The 16,152-nt window shown below is 58.2% G+C and carries 16 protein-coding genes; 7 read left to right on the forward strand and 9 right to left on the reverse strand.

Annotation, left to right across the window (positions count from 1 at the left end):
- Positions 1–7 precede the first annotated feature (7 nt).
- The 4 genes from PAT9B_RS13940 to flk all read left to right on the forward strand — a co-directional run bounded on the left by PAT9B_RS13940 (position 8) and on the right by flk (position 4,082).
- Complete coding sequence (locus tag PAT9B_RS13940; RefSeq protein ID WP_013509923.1) at positions 8–985, forward strand: tripartite tricarboxylate transporter substrate binding protein; 978 nt, start codon at positions 8–10, stop codon at positions 983–985.
- Positions 986–994: 9 nt separating this feature from the next.
- The gene (locus PAT9B_RS13945) at positions 995–1,426 is read left to right on the forward strand and encodes a tripartite tricarboxylate transporter TctB family protein (RefSeq protein ID WP_013509924.1); all 432 of its coding nucleotides are present in this window, start codon (positions 995–997) and stop codon (positions 1,424–1,426) included.
- A gap of 12 nt (positions 1,427–1,438) precedes the next feature.
- Positions 1,439–2,947, forward strand: coding sequence for a tripartite tricarboxylate transporter permease (locus tag PAT9B_RS13950; RefSeq protein ID WP_013509925.1), 1,509 nt, complete (start codon positions 1,439–1,441; stop codon positions 2,945–2,947).
- A gap of 106 nt (positions 2,948–3,053) precedes the next feature.
- On the forward strand, positions 3,054–4,082 hold the full coding sequence (gene flk / locus PAT9B_RS13955; RefSeq protein ID WP_013509926.1) for a flagella biosynthesis regulator Flk: 1,029 nt from the start codon (positions 3,054–3,056) through the stop codon (positions 4,080–4,082).
- Between the two features lies 1 nt (position 4,083).
- Here flk and PAT9B_RS13960 read toward each other — a convergent pair whose 3' ends face one another.
- Entirely contained in the window at positions 4,084–4,527 is a 444-nt protein-coding gene (locus PAT9B_RS13960) for a rhodanese-like domain-containing protein (protein WP_013509927.1), read from the reverse strand.
- Between the two features lie 86 nt (positions 4,528–4,613).
- On the opposite strand from PAT9B_RS13960, the gene PAT9B_RS13965 reads away from it, so the two are divergent.
- The gene (locus tag PAT9B_RS13965) at positions 4,614–6,053 is read left to right on the forward strand and encodes a PLP-dependent aminotransferase family protein (RefSeq protein ID WP_013509928.1); all 1,440 of its coding nucleotides are present in this window, start codon (positions 4,614–4,616) and stop codon (positions 6,051–6,053) included.
- On the opposite strand, the gene PAT9B_RS13970 is transcribed toward PAT9B_RS13965, so the two are convergent.
- The gene (locus PAT9B_RS13970; protein WP_013509929.1) at positions 6,016–7,197 is read right to left on the reverse strand and encodes an MFS transporter; all 1,182 of its coding nucleotides are present in this window, start codon (positions 7,195–7,197) and stop codon (positions 6,016–6,018) included. The two genes, PAT9B_RS13965 and PAT9B_RS13970, sit on opposite strands and share 38 nt — an antisense overlap.
- 210 nt (positions 7,198–7,407) lie before the next feature.
- Complete coding sequence (gene fabB, locus PAT9B_RS13975; RefSeq protein ID WP_013509930.1) at positions 7,408–8,628, reverse strand: beta-ketoacyl-ACP synthase I; 1,221 nt, start codon at positions 8,626–8,628, stop codon at positions 7,408–7,410.
- 156 nt (positions 8,629–8,784) lie between these two features.
- Here fabB and mnmC point away from each other — a divergent pair, with 156 nt between their 5' ends.
- Positions 8,785–10,797: a bifunctional tRNA (5-methylaminomethyl-2-thiouridine)(34)-methyltransferase MnmD/FAD-dependent 5-carboxymethylaminomethyl-2-thiouridine(34) oxidoreductase MnmC gene (mnmC, locus tag PAT9B_RS13980; protein WP_013509931.1), complete on the forward strand. Its 2,013-nt coding sequence runs from the start codon at positions 8,785–8,787 to the stop codon at positions 10,795–10,797.
- 14 nt (positions 10,798–10,811) lie between these two features.
- Here mnmC and PAT9B_RS13985 read toward each other — a convergent pair whose 3' ends face one another.
- The 6 genes from PAT9B_RS13985 to prmB all read right to left on the reverse strand — a co-directional run bounded on the left by PAT9B_RS13985 (position 10,812) and on the right by prmB (position 15,419).
- A complete protein-coding gene (locus tag PAT9B_RS13985) occupies positions 10,812–11,093 on the reverse strand; it encodes a YfcL family protein (protein ID WP_013509932.1) in 282 nt (93 codons plus the stop codon).
- A gap of 22 nt (positions 11,094–11,115) precedes the next feature.
- Positions 11,116–11,661 (reverse strand): elongation factor P hydroxylase, encoded by a 546-nt coding sequence (locus PAT9B_RS13990; RefSeq protein WP_013509933.1) that lies wholly within the window; start codon positions 11,659–11,661, stop codon positions 11,116–11,118.
- 67 nt (positions 11,662–11,728) lie between these two features.
- Entirely contained in the window at positions 11,729–12,526 is a 798-nt protein-coding gene (locus PAT9B_RS13995; protein ID WP_013509934.1) for a sulfite exporter TauE/SafE family protein, read from the reverse strand.
- 18 nt (positions 12,527–12,544) lie between these two features.
- Positions 12,545–13,369 (reverse strand): penicillin-insensitive murein endopeptidase, encoded by an 825-nt coding sequence (gene mepA / locus PAT9B_RS14000; protein ID WP_013509935.1) that lies wholly within the window; start codon positions 13,367–13,369, stop codon positions 12,545–12,547.
- A gap of 4 nt (positions 13,370–13,373) precedes the next feature.
- Positions 13,374–14,459 carry a chorismate synthase gene (aroC, locus tag PAT9B_RS14005; protein ID WP_013509936.1) on the reverse strand — a complete coding sequence of 362 codons (1,086 nt, stop codon included), beginning with the start codon at positions 14,457–14,459 and terminating at the stop codon, positions 13,374–13,376.
- A gap of 27 nt (positions 14,460–14,486) precedes the next feature.
- Positions 14,487–15,419, reverse strand: a complete 933-nt coding sequence (gene prmB, locus PAT9B_RS14010; protein ID WP_013509937.1) for a 50S ribosomal protein L3 N(5)-glutamine methyltransferase — start codon at positions 15,417–15,419, stop codon at positions 14,487–14,489.
- A 159-nt stretch (positions 15,420–15,578) separates the two neighbouring features.
- On the opposite strand from prmB, the gene smrB reads away from it, so the two are divergent.
- Positions 15,579–16,127, forward strand: a complete 549-nt coding sequence (gene smrB / locus PAT9B_RS14015) for an endonuclease SmrB (RefSeq protein WP_013509938.1) — start codon at positions 15,579–15,581, stop codon at positions 16,125–16,127.
- Positions 16,128–16,152 lie beyond the last annotated feature (25 nt).

Here is a 16,152-nt window from a genome sequence, read left to right on the forward strand (position 1 = left end):
GCGACACATGAAAAACAAGATTCGCACCTCCCTTGCTGCCAGCGTGTTGGCGCTGGCTGCTTCGCTGACATGGGCGGCAACGCCGGAACGCACCGAATGCATTGCCCCGGCTAAACCCGGCGGCGGTTTTGACCTCACCTGCAAGCTGTTGCAGGTGTCATTGCAGGAAACCGGGCAAATTACCACGCCGATGCGCGTCACTTACATGCCGGGCGGCGTCGGTGCCGTGGCTTATAACGCCATTATTGCCCAGCGCCCGGCGGAAGCAGGCACGCTGGTCGCCTTCTCCGGTGGTTCGCTACTTAACCTGTCACAAGGTAAGTTTGGCCGCTATTCGGTGGACGACGTGAAGTGGCTGGCCGCCATCGGTACGGACTACGGCATGGTGGCGGTACGTAACGATGCACCGTGGCAAACCCTCGGTGAATTGATGGAAGCGATGAAAAAAGATCCTACCAAAGTGGTGGTGGGTGCCGGTGCGTCAATCGGCAGTCAGGACTGGATGAAAACCGCGCTGCTGGCGCGAGAGGCCGGTATTGATCCGCGCAACATGCGTTATGTCGCGTTTGAAGGGGGTGGCGAACCGGTGACGGCGCTGCTCGGCAACCATATCCAGGTGGTTTCGGGTGATATGAGTGAAATGGTGCCCCATTTGCAAGGTGGCAAAATGCGTGTGCTGGCGGTGATGGCTGACAAACGTCTACCGGGCGAACTGGCGCAAATTCCCACCGCCAAAGAACAGGGCTTCAACGTTGAATGGCCGATTATCCGTGGTTACTACCTGGGGCCAAAAGTGAGCGATGCCGATTATCAATGGTGGGAGGATGCGTTTAAAAAGCTGGTGACCACCAAAGAGTTCCAGCAGCAGCGCGATATGCGCGGCCTGTTTGAGTTCAACCTGTTTGGCAGCGAGTTAGACGCGTATGTCAAAAAACAGGTCGCCACCTATCGTGAACAGGCTAAATCGTTCGGTCTGGCGAAATAAGGGGGCAATATGAGCGATCGTATTTTTGCCTCCGTCTGGCTGTTGCTGTGTATCGCCGGACTGTTTATCGCCTGGCAAATCCAGAGCGAATACAGTTACGAGCCGGTCGGCCCACGCCCCTTCCCGATGCTGCTGCTCGGGCTGATGGCCTTGTGTTCGGTGTTGATGCTGTTGCGCCAACCCGATGCCGTACATTGGCCCGCGCCAGCCACGCTGAGAAAACTTATCGTTCTGTGTCTGATGTTGATGCTGTATGGCTGGCTGTTTGAACGTATGGGGTTTGCCCTTTGCACCACCCTGTTGACCTTCGGCATTGGCCTGCTGTTTGGCGCACGCTGGTGGGCGGCGGTGATTTCTGGCGGCGTAATGGGCATAGCGCTGTTTTACGCCTTTGATCATCTGCTGGATGTCACGCTGCCGGTGGGTAGCTGGTTCAGTTAACGGGAGATTATGATGGATACCTGGTCTTTTCTGATGCAAGGTTTCGCCGTCGCCATGACGCCGGAAAACCTGATGATCGCCCTGATCGGCTGTTTTATTGGCACCATTGTCGGTTTGCTGCCGGGGCTTGGGCCAATTAACGGCGTGGCGATCCTGATGCCGCTGGCCTTTGCCCTGCACCTCCCCGCTGAATCGGCGTTGATTCTGCTGGCAACGGTGTATATCGGCTGTGAATATGGTGGGCGCATCTCGTCGATTCTGCTCAATGTGCCGGGTGACGCCGGAGCCATTATGACGGCACTGGATGGCTATCCAATGGCGCAGCAGGGCAAAGCGGGGGTGGCGCTGTCGATTTCCGCCGTCAGTTCGTTTGTCGGTTCCACCATTGCCATCCTCGGCATCATCCTGTTCGCGCCGCTACTGGCGAACTGGTCGCTGGCGTTTGGCCCGGCGGAGTATTTTGCGTTGATGGTGTTCGCCATCGCCTGCCTCGGTAGCATGATGAGCCACAACCCGCTGAAGTCGTTCCTCGCGGCGCTGATGGGGCTGGGGATGGCGACCGTGGGCGTCGATGCCAACACCGGCGTCTATCGCTTCACCTTTGACAGCGTGCATCTCTCCGACGGCATTCAGTTCGTGGTGGTGGTGATTGGCTTGTTCTCGGTAAGCGAAATTCTGCTGATGCTGGAATCCACCAGCAGCGGTCAGAAGATGGTACGCGCCAGCGGTCGCATGCTGTTCAACATGAAAGAAGCGGCGATGGCGACCGGTGCCACCCTGCGCGCCTCCTTTATCGGCTTCTTTGTTGGCGTACTGCCCGGTGCCGGGGCCACCATTGCCAGCGCCATCGCCTATATGAGCGAGAAAAAGATCAGCGGTAGCGATCAGTTTGGCAAAGGCGACATTCGTGGTGTGGCCGCCCCGGAAGCGGCGAATAACGCCTCGGCCTGCGGTTCGTTTATCCCGATGCTGACGCTGGGCATTCCCGGTTCCGGCACCACAGCAGTGATGGTTGGCGCACTGACGCTGTATAACATCACCCCTGGCCCGGCGATGTTTACCGAACAGCCGGATATCGTCTGGGGATTGATCGCTGCGCTGCTGATTGGCAACGTCATGCTGCTGATTATGAACATCCCGATGATCAACCTGTTCGCGCGCATGCTGACGATTCCGCTGTGGTTTCTGGTTCCGGCGATTGCGGCCATTTCGGCGGTGGGCGTGTATGCGGTGCACAGTACCACCTTCGACTTGCTGCTGATGGTCGGATTGGGCATTTTCGGGTATATCCTGCGTAAAATGGATTTCCCGATGTCGCCGCTGATCCTCGGCTTTGTGCTGGGGGAGATGCTGGAGCAAAACCTGCGTCGCGCATTGTCGATCAGCAACGGTAACCTGCCGATCCTGTGGGAAAGCCTGATCTGCAAAGTATTGCTGGTACTGGCCGTGGCGGTGCTGATTGTTCCCCCCCTCTGGAAACGCTGGCGGCGTAAACGCGTGCGTCTGGTTGAGCTAAAATAATTCCCTGCCTTCGGCTGCCCCCGTGGATTTCCCGGGGGCATTTGCTATCATATGGCCTCGTTTTTCCGGCGCACCCGGATCTGACTCGGTTTTCAAGGATTCCGCCATGCAACCTATTAGCGGTCCCGGTGTGCCCGCGGGCGATCGTTCCCCTCTCACCAACGCCACTGGCCGTCCCGGCGGACCTGCTGGCGAGCAGCCGTTAAGCCCGGCACAGCGCACCACGCTGGAACGCCTGATCGTGCGTATTATGTCGCTCAGCACCCTGAAAGCCCCTGAACTGTGGGCCGGGGTGCGTCATGAAGTTGGCGTCAAGAACGATGCGGAACTGCAATCGCGCCATTTTCCTGCTGCCGAACAACATCTCAACAGTCGCCTGACTCAGGTGCAGGATAGCCATGCCACGCGCCAGCTGTTGCAGCAACTGCTGGAAAAACTGCCGCAGGGGAACAATCGTCAGGCGGTGAGTGATTTTATCCGCCAGCAGTTTAATCAGACGGTATTGAGCGCGCTGTCGCCGGATCAACTGCGTCAGGTGCTGACCATGTTGCAGAATGGGCAGATAGCGATTCCGCAGCCACAACAAACGCGCATCAGCGATCGTACCCTGCTGCCTGCTGAACATCAGGCACTGAATCAACAAGTGACACGTCTGGCCGCCACGACCGGTGAGTCGCCGGTGAAGGTGCTGGAGGATGTGCTCAAGCTGGTGAATCTGAAGAGTGGCGACCCGATTCCGTCGCGCCATTTCCCGTTGCTGACGCAATATTTGCAGGTCCGCCAGACGCTCAGTCAACAGAGCGCCCCCACGCTGCACATGCTGGAAAGTTCGCTCAAACAGCCGCTAACCTCCAGCGAACAACGCCTGCTGGAGGATTACAGCCAGCAGCGTTTCCAGGCCACACCGCAGACGGTGCTGACGCCCGCGCAAACTCAGGATTTACTCAACCTGCTGTTCAGCCGTCGCGCCGAGAAAAATCTCGAACAGCCGTTGGCCGGCAGCGAGTTGCGCCCGCAACCGATCTGGGCACCCTCCTGGCTCAGTCAACTGCCTGCACCGCTGGCCCAGCGCCCGGCGTTGACCCTCAGTCTGGCGCTGGTGGTGTTTATTTTCCTGCTGTGGATTTTCCTGTGATTTAACAACCGCACGAGGCGGCAGGCGCGGCGGCAGGCCATTCGCCCGGCGCGCTGCCCCATGCCAGCGGATGACCGTCACGTTTCCAGAAATCCAACCCGCCAATCAGTTCCTTCACCTGAAAACCCAATGCCGCCAGCTTCAGTGCCGCTTTGGTCGAGCCATTGCAGCCAATACCATCACAATAGGTGATATAGACTTTTTGCCGATCCAGATGCGCAGTGGTGGCGGCGCTGATGGTGCGGTGCGGCAACGAGAGAGCACCGCAAAGATGTCCGGCCTGATACACCTCATACGATCGGGCGTCGAATACCACGATCGCATCGCAACCGTTCGCCATATCTTCGGCTAAATCCCAGGCGTCGGTGTAGTACGCCAGCTTGTGTTGTAAATAGGCCATGCTTGCGGAGGCGCTGGCTGGGGGAAAGGCTAAGACAGATGACATCGCATTCTCCTGCTTTGAATTTCCTTCAGTGTACGGCAAAGTGGTCTGCATATTGATACCACTTTTCACCCGATGATAAGACCACTATGACACCATCCCCTCTGCTGACCCTGTTCAGCCATCAAAGCCAGGGCGGTCTGCGCGAACGGTTGTGCGCGACATTACGTCAGGCGATTGCCAGCGGCCATCTGCGTTACGGGCAGAAGATCCCTTCCAGTCGTCAGCTCGCCAGTGACCTCAGCCTCTCAAGGGTAACGGTGGAGGCCGCCTATGCCCAACTGGAGAGTGAAGGCTATCTGCAACGTCACAGCGGACGTGGCACGTTTGTTGCGATTGCTATGCCGCCGCGCACGCCGCAAGAGCAGCCGCGCAGTGGCCTGCGCTTTTCTGCGCGTGGCAGCCAGGTTCTGGCGACCGGGGGGTGTCAGGACCCGCCTTTTCCCTCTGCCTTTGCCGCCGGTTCGCCGGAACTACGCGCCTTTCCGCATACCACCTGGCGTCGCATCAGCGCCAGCGTACAACGTTCACTCGGCAGTCAAGTGATGGGGTATGGCGACCCTGGTGGCTATGCGCCGCTACGCCAGGCGCTGGCTGATTATCTGGCGCTGTCACGCGGTGTACGCTGTAGCGCCGAGCAAGTGTTGATCCTGACCAGCTCCCAGCAGGCGTTACAGTTGCTGGCGTTGATGTTTCTGGATAGTGGCGACGATGTCTGGCTGGAGGAACCGGGTTATCCCGGTGCGCGCAATGCGTTTCTCGCTGCGGGTGCCCGCTGCCGGGCGATGCCGCTGGATGCCGCCGGTGCCGTGCCACTCGATGGCAACGCAAAGCTGGTCTATCTCACCCCGTCACACCATTATCCGACCGGGACACCGATGAGTCTCGCACGTCGCCTTGCGTGGCTGGCCTGGGCGCGTCAGCAGCAGAGCTGGCTGATTGAGGATGATTACGACAGCGAATTTCACTATGACGAACGTCCGCAACCGGCGTTGCAAGGACTGGAAGCGGATAGCCGGGTGATCAGTCTTGGGACATTTTCCAAATCCTTATTTCCCTCGCTGCGACTGGCATGGATGGTGGTGCCTCCCGCGCTGGTAGATGCGCTGGGCCGTGCCCGCAGCGTGCTGGACGGCCACAGCGCGTTGCTGCCACAGGCGATCACCGCCGAATTTATCCAGCAGGGACATTTCGCCAGCCACCTGCGCCTGATGCGCCAGCTGTACCACAGCCGTCGTGATGTGCTGCTCCAACAACTCAGCACGCGCTGTGCCCCGTGGCTGGCAGCGTTCCCGGCGACCGGCGGCTTGCAACTGACAGTACGGTTATTACAGGGGGAAGAAGCGACGCTCACCGCCCAAGGGCAAGCATTAGGATTGCAGCTGCCACGGCTGTCGCCGCTGTATGCGGGACCGGCGTGGCAGCCGGGTTGGCTGTTGGGTTTCGCCGCACTGACACCCGGTGAAATTGTCAGTGCCTGCGATAAGCTGGTTACGCTGTTGTCGCGCTCCGGGCAAAACGCCAGGTGACCACGATGCCCAGAACCGCGCAGCAGGCACCTGCGGCATAGACCGAACCGTAACCCAGCGCCGTGGCCAGTAATCCGGTCAACGGGCCGCTGGCACCGTAAGCAATGTCCTGAAACGCCGAGAAACCGCCCAGCGCGGTGCCGCGAATCTGCGGTGAGACGCGTTTGATCACCTCCACGCCCAACGCCGGGAAGATCAACGAACAGCCGCTGCCGGTCAACGCCGCCCCCAGCAAGGCGACCCAGCCCTGCCCGGCCAGCGCCAGCAGCGTCAGGCCGATGGCCTCAACCAGCAGAGACACCATCGCGACCCGCACCCCACCGTGACGATCCGGCAGGCCGCCAAACAACACCCGCACCAGCACAAAAGCACACCCGAAGGCGGTGAGCGCCAGACCGGCATTGCCCCACTGCTGCGCAGCAAAGTACAACGAGGTGAAGGTACCGATCACCGCAAAACCGGTGCCCTGCAACGCCAGAGCCAGACCCGGCTGAAAGATGGTTTTCACCACGCTAAACAGCGAAGGACGTTCACCGCCCATCACCGGCACTGGGGCAATCCAGCTGTTCATCGCCAGCGCCAGCAACGGCAACAGCAGCGCCACGCCCCCCAAGGCGGCAAATCCGGCGTACTGATGAACCAGCAATCCGAGCGGTGCCCCAGCGGCCAGCGATCCATAAATCGCCATCCCATTCCACGACATCACCAGCCCGGAACGCCGACTCCCCACCAGCCCCATGCCCCAGGTGAGATTACCGGTCAGCAACAGGCTTTCACCAAAGCCCAGCAGCAGGCGGCCTAGCGCCAGCAGGCCAAACTTCCCCCACGGTGACACTGGCAACAGCGCCGCCGCCAGATAAGCCACGCCCACCAGCGCAATCGCCATCATGCCATGTTGGGTCGTGAGTTTGGCCCCGTGCTGATCCGCCCGCCGTCCGGCAAAGCTGCGCGTCAGCAACGTGGCAAAGAACTGAATCCCCACCGCCACGCCAACCATGACGTTGTTCATGCCCAGCTCCTGGTGGACATACAATGGGATCACTGGCAGCGCCAATCCCGCCGTCAGATAGGTCAGGAATACCGCAAAGGAGGTGCAGGCTAAAGGAAACACAGATTGCGTCTGCGCATCGGCAGCAGTAGACATAATGGACGTAACTCCTTGTTCTGAGACGTGCCATGCAGGCGAAAACCAGACACACGCACGTCTCCTGTGATTAACAGAAACGGGTGCGTTGATTCACGTGAACGCTTACGTATTACGGGATGAGGGAATTGATTGTGGCAAGCGAAGCGAAGAATGTCAAAACAGCGAGGGCCGGATTAACCGACCCTCGTGCAAGCAAGCGAACGGATGTTATGCCGGATATTTACGCATCGTCAGGGTGGCGTTGGTGCCGCCGAAGCCGAAGCTGTTAGACATCACGGTAGTCAGCGCTTTTTCTGTCGGCTGAGTCACGATATTCATGCCTTTCGCCGCGTCATCCAGTTCTTCCACGTTGATGCTTGGCGCGATGAAGCTGTGCTCCAGCATCAGCAGGGTGTAGATCGCTTCCTGCACGCCTGCCGCACCCAGTGAGTGGCCGGTCATGGCTTTAGTGGCAGAGATGTACGGTGTGTTGTCACCGAACACTTCACGAATCGCACCCAGCTCTTTCACATCGCCTACCGGGGTAGACGTGCCGTGGCTGTTCAGGTAATCGATCGGCGTATCCAGACCCTGCATCGCCATCTTCATGCAGCGCACTGCGCCTTCACCTGACGGTGCGACCATATCCGCGCCATCAGAGGTTGCGCCGTAGCCAACGATTTCCGCATAGATATGCGCGCCACGCGCCAGTGCGTGTTCCAGTTCTTCAACCACGACCATACCGCCGCCGCCAGCGATGACGAAGCCATCACGGTTTGCGTCATAGGTACGCGACGCTTTTTCCGGCGTTTCGTTGTATTTGGTGGAGAGTGCGCCCATGGCATCGAACTCACAGGCCATTTCCCAGCTCAGCTCTTCGCCGCCGCCAGCAAATACCACATCCTGTTTGCCCAACTGGATCTGCTCAACTGCGTTACCGATGCAGTGTGCCGAGGTGGCGCAGGCGGAGCTGATCGAGTAGTTTACGCCGTGGATTTTGAACGGCGTGGCCAGGCAAGCGGAAACGCCAGAAGCCATCGCTTTGGTCACCACGTAGGGGCCAACCGCTTTCAGGCCACGCGGGCTACGCATGGCGTCAGCACCGAACACCTGGAAACGCGGAGAACCGCCACCAGAACCGGCGATCAGACCCACACGTGGGTTGCTCTGATACTGTTCTTCGGTCAGGCCAGAATCTTTGATGGCTTCCGCCATAGAAAGGTAAGCGTAAATAGAGGCATCACTCATAAAACGCACGATTTTGCGATCGATAAGCCCGTTCGTATCCAGTTTTACATTACCCCATACGTGGCTGCGCATACCGGCTTCTTTCATCTCTTCGGAGAAAGTAATGCCAGAACGGCCTTCACGCAGAGATGCCAGCACCTCTTGCTGGTTATTACCAATGCTGGAAACGATACCCAGGCCAGTAATCACTGCACGTTTCATTCAAATAGTCCTCATTCCACTTCTTTTGGATTGACGTGCACTCTAGCTTACAGTTGTAAGCCGAACAAGTCCGATCAGCCATTTCCTTTTGTAAATTTGCGTCATGTGACGGCACTCGCTAAAATCACGCCACTGCCTGAAATATGAGCCTTTCCCTTGAAGTTATCCCCGGTTGAACACGCACAACTGAACTGGAACGAACAGGGTACACCTGTTTCGCAAGCCTTCGACGACGTTTATTTCTCCAACGACAATGGTCTGGAGGAGACGCGCTATGTTTTCCTTGCGGGTAATGGCATTCCGCAACGTTTCCCTGAACACGATCGTGACCTGTTTATTGTGGCGGAAAGTGGCTTCGGCACCGGGCTTAACTTTCTCACCTTGTGGCAGGCCTTCGACCATTTTCGCCGCCAGCATCCCAACGCCCGCCTGAAGCGTCTGCACTTTATCAGCTGTGAAAAATTCCCGCTGACGCAGGCAGATCTGGTGGCAGCACATGCGCACTGGCCGGAACTGCAACCGTGGGCCGCCCAGCTGCAACAACAGTGGCCCGCAGCCTTGCCGGGCTGCCAGCGTCTGCTGTTTGGCGGCGGCGAGGTCACCCTTGACCTGTGGTTAGGCGATATTAACGCGCTAATTGATACCTTTGATGACAGTTTGCATCGCCAGGTGGATGCCTGGTTCCTTGATGGCTTTGCCCCGGCGAAAAATCCGGAGATGTGGACAGCCGGTTTATTTGCCGCGATGGCACGAATGGCGCGCCCTGGCGCTACGCTGGCAACCTTTACCTCGGCCGGATTTGTCCGGCGCGGTTTACAGGCATCGGGTTTTCACATCAGCAAACGCAAAGGCTTTGGCCATAAACGCGAGATGCTGACCGGCCAGCTCAGCGATGCTCCGGCCCTGCCCCAACGCCAGCCGTGGTATGCCCGCCCGCAGGCAAAAAGCCAGGAAGTAGCACTGGTTGGCGGGGGCGTCGCCAGTGCGGTGCTGGCGCTGGCGCTGCTGCGTCGTGGCTGGCGCGTCACCCTGTATTGTGCCGATGCCGCCGCCGCGCTGGGCGCATCGGGTAACCGCCAGGGAGCGCTTTATCCGCTGCTCAACCAGCATGATCCGGCGCTGGCAACCTTTTTCCCCGCCGCGTTCAGCTTTGCCCGACGTCTCTATGATGCGCTGCCGGTCGCGTTCGAACATGACTGGAGCGGTGTACTGCAACTGGGATGGGACGAGAAAAGCGCCGACAAAATCGCCCAGATGCTGAACATGGGGCTGCCGCATGACATCGCTTACGGCGTTAATAAAGAAGCAGCGGAAGCGCTGGCAGGTGTGCCATTGGCGATGGGGGGGATTTACTACCCACACGGTGGCTGGCTGTCGCCATCGGAACTGACCAGCAATGTGCTGGAGTACGCGCAAACGCTGGGATTACGTGTGCACTGGTTGCATCGCGTGACCCGACTTTCGCCGCAGGAACAGGGCTGGACGCTGAGTTTTGCGCAACAACCCGACGTACAGCATCAGCAGGTGGTGCTGGCGAATGGTCATGCGTTACTGGATATTGACCAGAGCCGGGATCTGCCGGTATATGCGGTTGCGGGCCAGGTCAGCCACGTGCCAACCAACCCCGCACTGGGTGCATTGCGCAGCGTGTTGTGCTACGACGGCTATCTCACCCCCGTCAGCCCAAACTACGCAACCCATTGCATCGGGGCCAGCTATCATCGTGGCGATACCACAACCGATTATCGAGCCGATGATCAGCAGGAGAATCGCCAGCGGCTGATCAATTGCCTGCCCGCCGCCGACTGGCCAGCTCAGGTGGATGTCAGCGGCAGTGAGGCGCGTATCGGCGTGCGTTGTGCCACGCGTGACCATCTACCGATGGTCGGTAGCGCGCCGGACTACGACGCAACCCTGCAGCAATACGCCACGCTGGCGGAGCAGCGGGCGCAAGGCGCCGCGATCGCCACTGCCCCGCTTTATACGGGATTGTTTGTGCTGGGTGCCTTGGGATCGCGGGGATTGTGCAGCGCTCCGCTGGCCGCAGAAGTGCTGGCGGCGCAGATGAGTGGCGAGCCGCAACCGCTGGATGCCGCCACGCTGACGGCACTGAATCCGAATCGCTACTGGGTAAGGAAGTTACTGAAAGGCAAGAAGGCGGGACGCTGATGCGCCCCGAGGCATCAGGCGGATTGACGCGCCTGGTTAAACAGGTTGTCCCACATACCGACCACCAGCGCCTGATCGCGCGGTGACAGCTCACCGGCAGCAATGGCTTTTTGCAGGCTGTTGGTGACCTGAATCTGCAACGCTTCCGGCGTGTGTTCGCCGCTTTGTTCAATTTCGGCCACCGCCAGCGTCAGATGTCCGCGCAGATAACCGCCCGCAAACAATTCGTCGTCACTGGCGTGATCCACCATATCGTCAATCAGCGCCAAAATGCGTGACTCAAATTCTACGATCATCTCAATTTTCCTTCATTAATGGTCACAGATCTTCCGGCCAGGGAAACTGTGCCGCAGTCAGCGCAGGGGTGCCGTAATAATCTCGTAATGCCTGAATAAACCGCGCCGGACGCGCCGGGATGCCTTGCTCAAGGTAGGTCATCACCTGGGCATGCACCTTACGCTGAAACGCAATGCGATCTGGCTCACAATCTCCTTCGAGATTGTCACAACTTACGTTGAAGGGAAAGCCCGCCGCCATACAAAACATCCACTCCAGCGCCTGCGGCTTAATCTCCACCGATTCAAACTGGTTTTGCGTCTGCGCATCGCGCCCATCCGGGCAATACCAGTAACCAAAATCGACCAGTTTGCGCCGCGCCTCACCGGCGATACACCAGTGGGAGATTTCATGCATGCCGCTGGCGTAAAAACCGTGGGCAAAGACAATGCGATGCCACGGTGAGGTTTCATCAGCGGGAAGATAAATGGGTTCGTCATCGCCTTTAATTAGACGCGTCTGAAACTCATCCTGAAAGCAGCTATCGAACACGCTAATCAGCTGCTGGTAATGATGTGTTGTACTCATGATGTCATTGTTCTGTTGAAAACCGGCGTCATTGTCGCATCGGCTGCCGGTATTGACGAGTGTTTGATCACAGGGTGGCCATCCATGCCAGCAACGCGCTGCCGTGACTATCCCATAACAGTTTGGCGCTCATCACCGCAGACACCGTCACCACCATCGGGCGGATCAGTTTCTGACCACGGCTCAATACCAGACGCGCGCCGAGTCTGGCACCGCAAAACGCGCCCAGCAGCATAATCAGGCCGGTGCCCCACACCACCTTGCCGCCAAACATAAAGAACAGCAGGCTGCCAAAGTTGGAGGTGAAGTTGAGGATCTTGGCGTGCGCGGTGGCTTTGGCCAGATTGAAACCACACAGGGTGACGAAAGCCAACGCATAGAATGAACCGGCTCCGGGACCGAAGAAGCCATCGTAAAAGCCGACACAGCCCCCGCCCACCAGCGCATAAGCCAAACCGTGCAGACGCTGCGCGCGATCCTGTTCACCGATACGCGGCATCAACAAGAACCACAAGCCAATACTGATGAGCAGCAGCGGCAGGATCTGGCGCAGGATATCGGCTTTGATATGCTGGATCAGCACCGCACCGCAGATCGCGCCGATAAAGGTCATAGCGATATTTAACCGCTGCGCCCGGAGGTTGATCACCCCACGCCGGACAAAGTACAGACTGGCGGAGAAAGAGCCCCCCACCGATTGCAGTTTATTGGTGGCTAACGCCTGGGCCGGAGAAAGTCCGGCCGCCAGCAAGGACGGCAGCGTCAACAAGCCACCGCCACCGGCAATAGAATCAATAAACGCCGCCAGCACCGAGACACCAAACAACACCACCAGCACCAGAGGGCTGGCTACAAACCATTCCATAATCTTCTTACGTCCCTGTTATAACAGATGGTTATCCAACAATGCCTGGCATGAAGGTGGCAACGGTGGCGGTTCTTTTTTGACTGGCGCGGTGCTGCCCGGTTGTTTCGGCAGGAACCAGCTTTCCAGCTCGGCACCACAACCGTCTCCCGGCGGCGGTGCGGGCTGATCCTGACATTCCAGGCTTCCCGGCGGGCAGCGCAGTCGTACATGCATATGCGCACGATGCGCAAACCATGGACGCACTTTATTCAGCCAGGCACGATCGCTACCGGCATCGGCACAAAGCTGCTTTTTAATCGCCGGATTGACGAAGATACGCGTTACTTCATCATCTTTCGCCGCCAGTTTGATCAGACTGTCGATCTGCGGCTGCCAATGACGCGCCACCACCTGCTTGCCATCCGGCGCGACCAGATCAAGGGGTTGTGGTTTCAGCAGTTGCTGCGCAGTCCAGCGGTTGCGTGGCAGTTGCAGCCAGATATCCACATCCAGCCCGGTTTGATGGCTGGCATGACCGCTGCTAAAACGGCCACCTGCCGCCATCCCCATATCGCCAATCAACACCTGCCCCAGTTGCAACTGATGGACCTGGTTACTGAGACGCTGAATAAAAGCGATCAGGTCGGGATGGCCGAAATAGCGGCGCTGATCCTGACGCATCACCTGATAATCGGGCGAGTTTAGCGGCAGTTGTTGGGCACCCACAATACAACCATTAGCAAAGCTGCCAATGGACTGCGGCGCACCGCTAATCGGTTGGTGAATTTGCTGCCACGGGGTGGCAGCATGGACGGCGGCGCTACAGAGCAGCGCGGCAAGGGTAAGCAGCAGGCGACGCATCGATTTACCAGCGTGGAACAGTAGAGTTAACGTCAGCACACTGCGCACGCTGGCGCAGCAGATGATCCATCAGCACGATCGCCATCATCGCTTCAGCAATCGGCACTGCGCGGATACCGACGCAGGGATCGTGACGACCTTTGGTGATCATCTCAACTTCTTCGCCGTCACGGGTAATGGTTTTACCCGGTACCGTGATGCTGGACGTCGGTTTCATCGCCAGATTTGCACTGATGGTCTGGCCGCTGCTGATACCGCCGAGAATGCCACCTGCATGGTTGCTCTGGAAGCCGTTGGCACGGATTTCATCGCGATGCTGGCTACCACGCTGGTTAACCACCGCAAAACCGTCACCAATCTCGACGCCTTTCACGGCGTTGATGCTCATCAGCGCATGGGCCAGATCGGCATCGAGGCGGTCAAACACCGGTTCGCCAAGACCCGCAGGCACATTTTCTGCCATCACCGTCACTTTAGCACCGATAGAGTCGCCCTCTTTTTTCAGCGCCCGCATCAGTTCATCCAGCGCGTCCAGCTTGTCGGCATCCGGGCAGAAGAACGGGTTTTCTTCAACAATGCTCCAGTCCTTCAGCTCACAGGCGACATCGCCAATCTGCGCCAGATAGCCACGCACCTGAATACCGTGTTTCATTTGCAGGTATTTTTTGGCGATGGCTCCCGCCGCCACGCGCATCGCAGTTTCACGCGCCGACGAACGACCGCCGCCACGATAATCACGCAGGCCGTATTTTTGTTCGTAGGTGTAATCCGCATGGCCCGGTCGGAACAGATCTTTAATTGCGCTGTAATCCTGGGAACGCTGGTCGGTGTTCTCAATCAGCAGACCGATTGAGGTTCCGGTGGTCACGCCTTCAAACACGCCTGACAAAATTTTCACCTGATCCGGCTCACGGCGCTGAGTGGTATAGCGCGAGGTGCCAGGACGACGACGATCGAGATCGTGCTGAATATCGGCCTCAGTCAATGGAATGCCCGGCGGCACGCCATCCACAATGCAGCCCAGCGCAATACCGTGCGACTCGCCAAAGGTGGTTACGCGAAAAAATTGTCCGATGCTGTTTCCGGCCATACTGATTCCTTGTTGCGATGTTCGCTTTTAGTCTTTAAAGAATGAGAAATGATGCTGCGCGTCAACGATTTGCTGACGAGTCAGCATAAATACGCCGTCACCACCGTTGTCGAACTCCAGCCAGGTGAAAGGCACATCGGGATACTGTTCAATCATGTGCACCATGCTGTTGCCCACTTCGCAAATCAGCACGCCCTGCTCGCTCAGATACTTCGGCGCACAGGCAAGAATACGGCGCACCAGCTTCAGGCCGTCACTGCCTGCTGCCAGTCCCAGCTCCGGCTCGTGACGATATTCACCCGGCAGATCATCCATATCCTCGGCATCGACGTAAGGAGGGTTGGTGACGATCAGATCGTATTTCACCTCCGGCAGGCCCCGGAACAGATCGGCGCGGATTGGGGTAACGTGGTTGAGCAAACCATGTTCTTCGATGTTCTGTTCGGCTACGGCCAGTGCATCGGTCGAGATATCGACAGCGTCGACTTCAGCTTCCGGGAAGGCATAGGCGCAGGCGATGGCGATGCAGCCACTGCCGGTGCACATATCAAGAATATGGCTCGGGTTATCGGCGATCAGCCCGGCAAAACGGTGGTCAATCAATTCACCAATCGGTGAACGTGGCACCAGCACGCGTTCATCGACATAAAACTCGTGGCCGCAGAACCAGGCTTTGTTGGTGAGGTACGCCACCGGGATGCGCTCGTTGACGCGGCGAATCACACGTTCAACGATGCGATGACGCTCGCTGGCGGTCAAACGCGCATGGCGCATATCTTCCGGGATATCCAGCGGCAGCCAGAGGGTAGGCAGGACCAGTTGTACCGCTTCGTCCCAGGGGTTGTCTGTGCCGTGACCATACCAGATACCGGCCGCAGAAAAACGGCTGACGGCCCAGCGCAGCATATCCTGAATGGTGTGCAGTTCGTTGACTGCCTCATCGACGAAAATTTTGTCCACGTAGCCCTCCAGCAGGCCATAAAATCAATCGGCCGATAGTTTGCCACGAAGCCGGGCAGAATTCAGCGCGGCGAGGCGAAAAAGCTGACATTTGTTAACACTTAAAGGTAAGGTAGGACCTCAGAATCCCCCGCCATTCCTGAAGATACCAATTGAGACATGAGTAAGAAGACGCCGCTAAGCCAGGACGATCAGGCGCTGTTTCGCCAATTAATGACCGGAACACGCAAGTTGAAACAGGATACCATCGTGCATAAACCGGTGGTGAAAACGCGTGAACTGCCGTTGAAAAGGCTGCTTTCCGAGCAGGCCGATAACAGCCATTACTTTTCTGACGAGTTTCAGCCACTGCTGTCGAGCGACGGTCCGGTCCGCTACGTGCGCGCCGATGTCAGCCATTATGAGTTAAAAAAACTGCGACGCGGCGATTATACCCCAGAGATTTTTCTCGATCTGCATGGCTTAACCCAGATGCAGGCCAAACAAGAACTGGGCGCGCTGATTGCTGCCTGTCGTCGTGAGCATCTGTTTTGCGCCAGCGTGATGACCGGCCACGGCAAACACATCCTCAAGCAGCAAACGCCGCTGTGGCTGGCACAACATCCGTGGGTCATGGCGTTTCATCAGGCACCGAAAATGTTTGGCGGTGACGCCGCCTTGCTGGTGCTGATTGAAGTGGAAGAGTGGCAACCACCAGAGTTGCCTTGAGGGTGCCTGGGCCGCCGCAGCGGCC

Source organism: Pantoea sp. At-9b (assembly GCF_000175935.2).
Classification (GTDB): Bacteria; Pseudomonadota; Gammaproteobacteria; order Enterobacterales; family Enterobacteriaceae; genus Pantoea.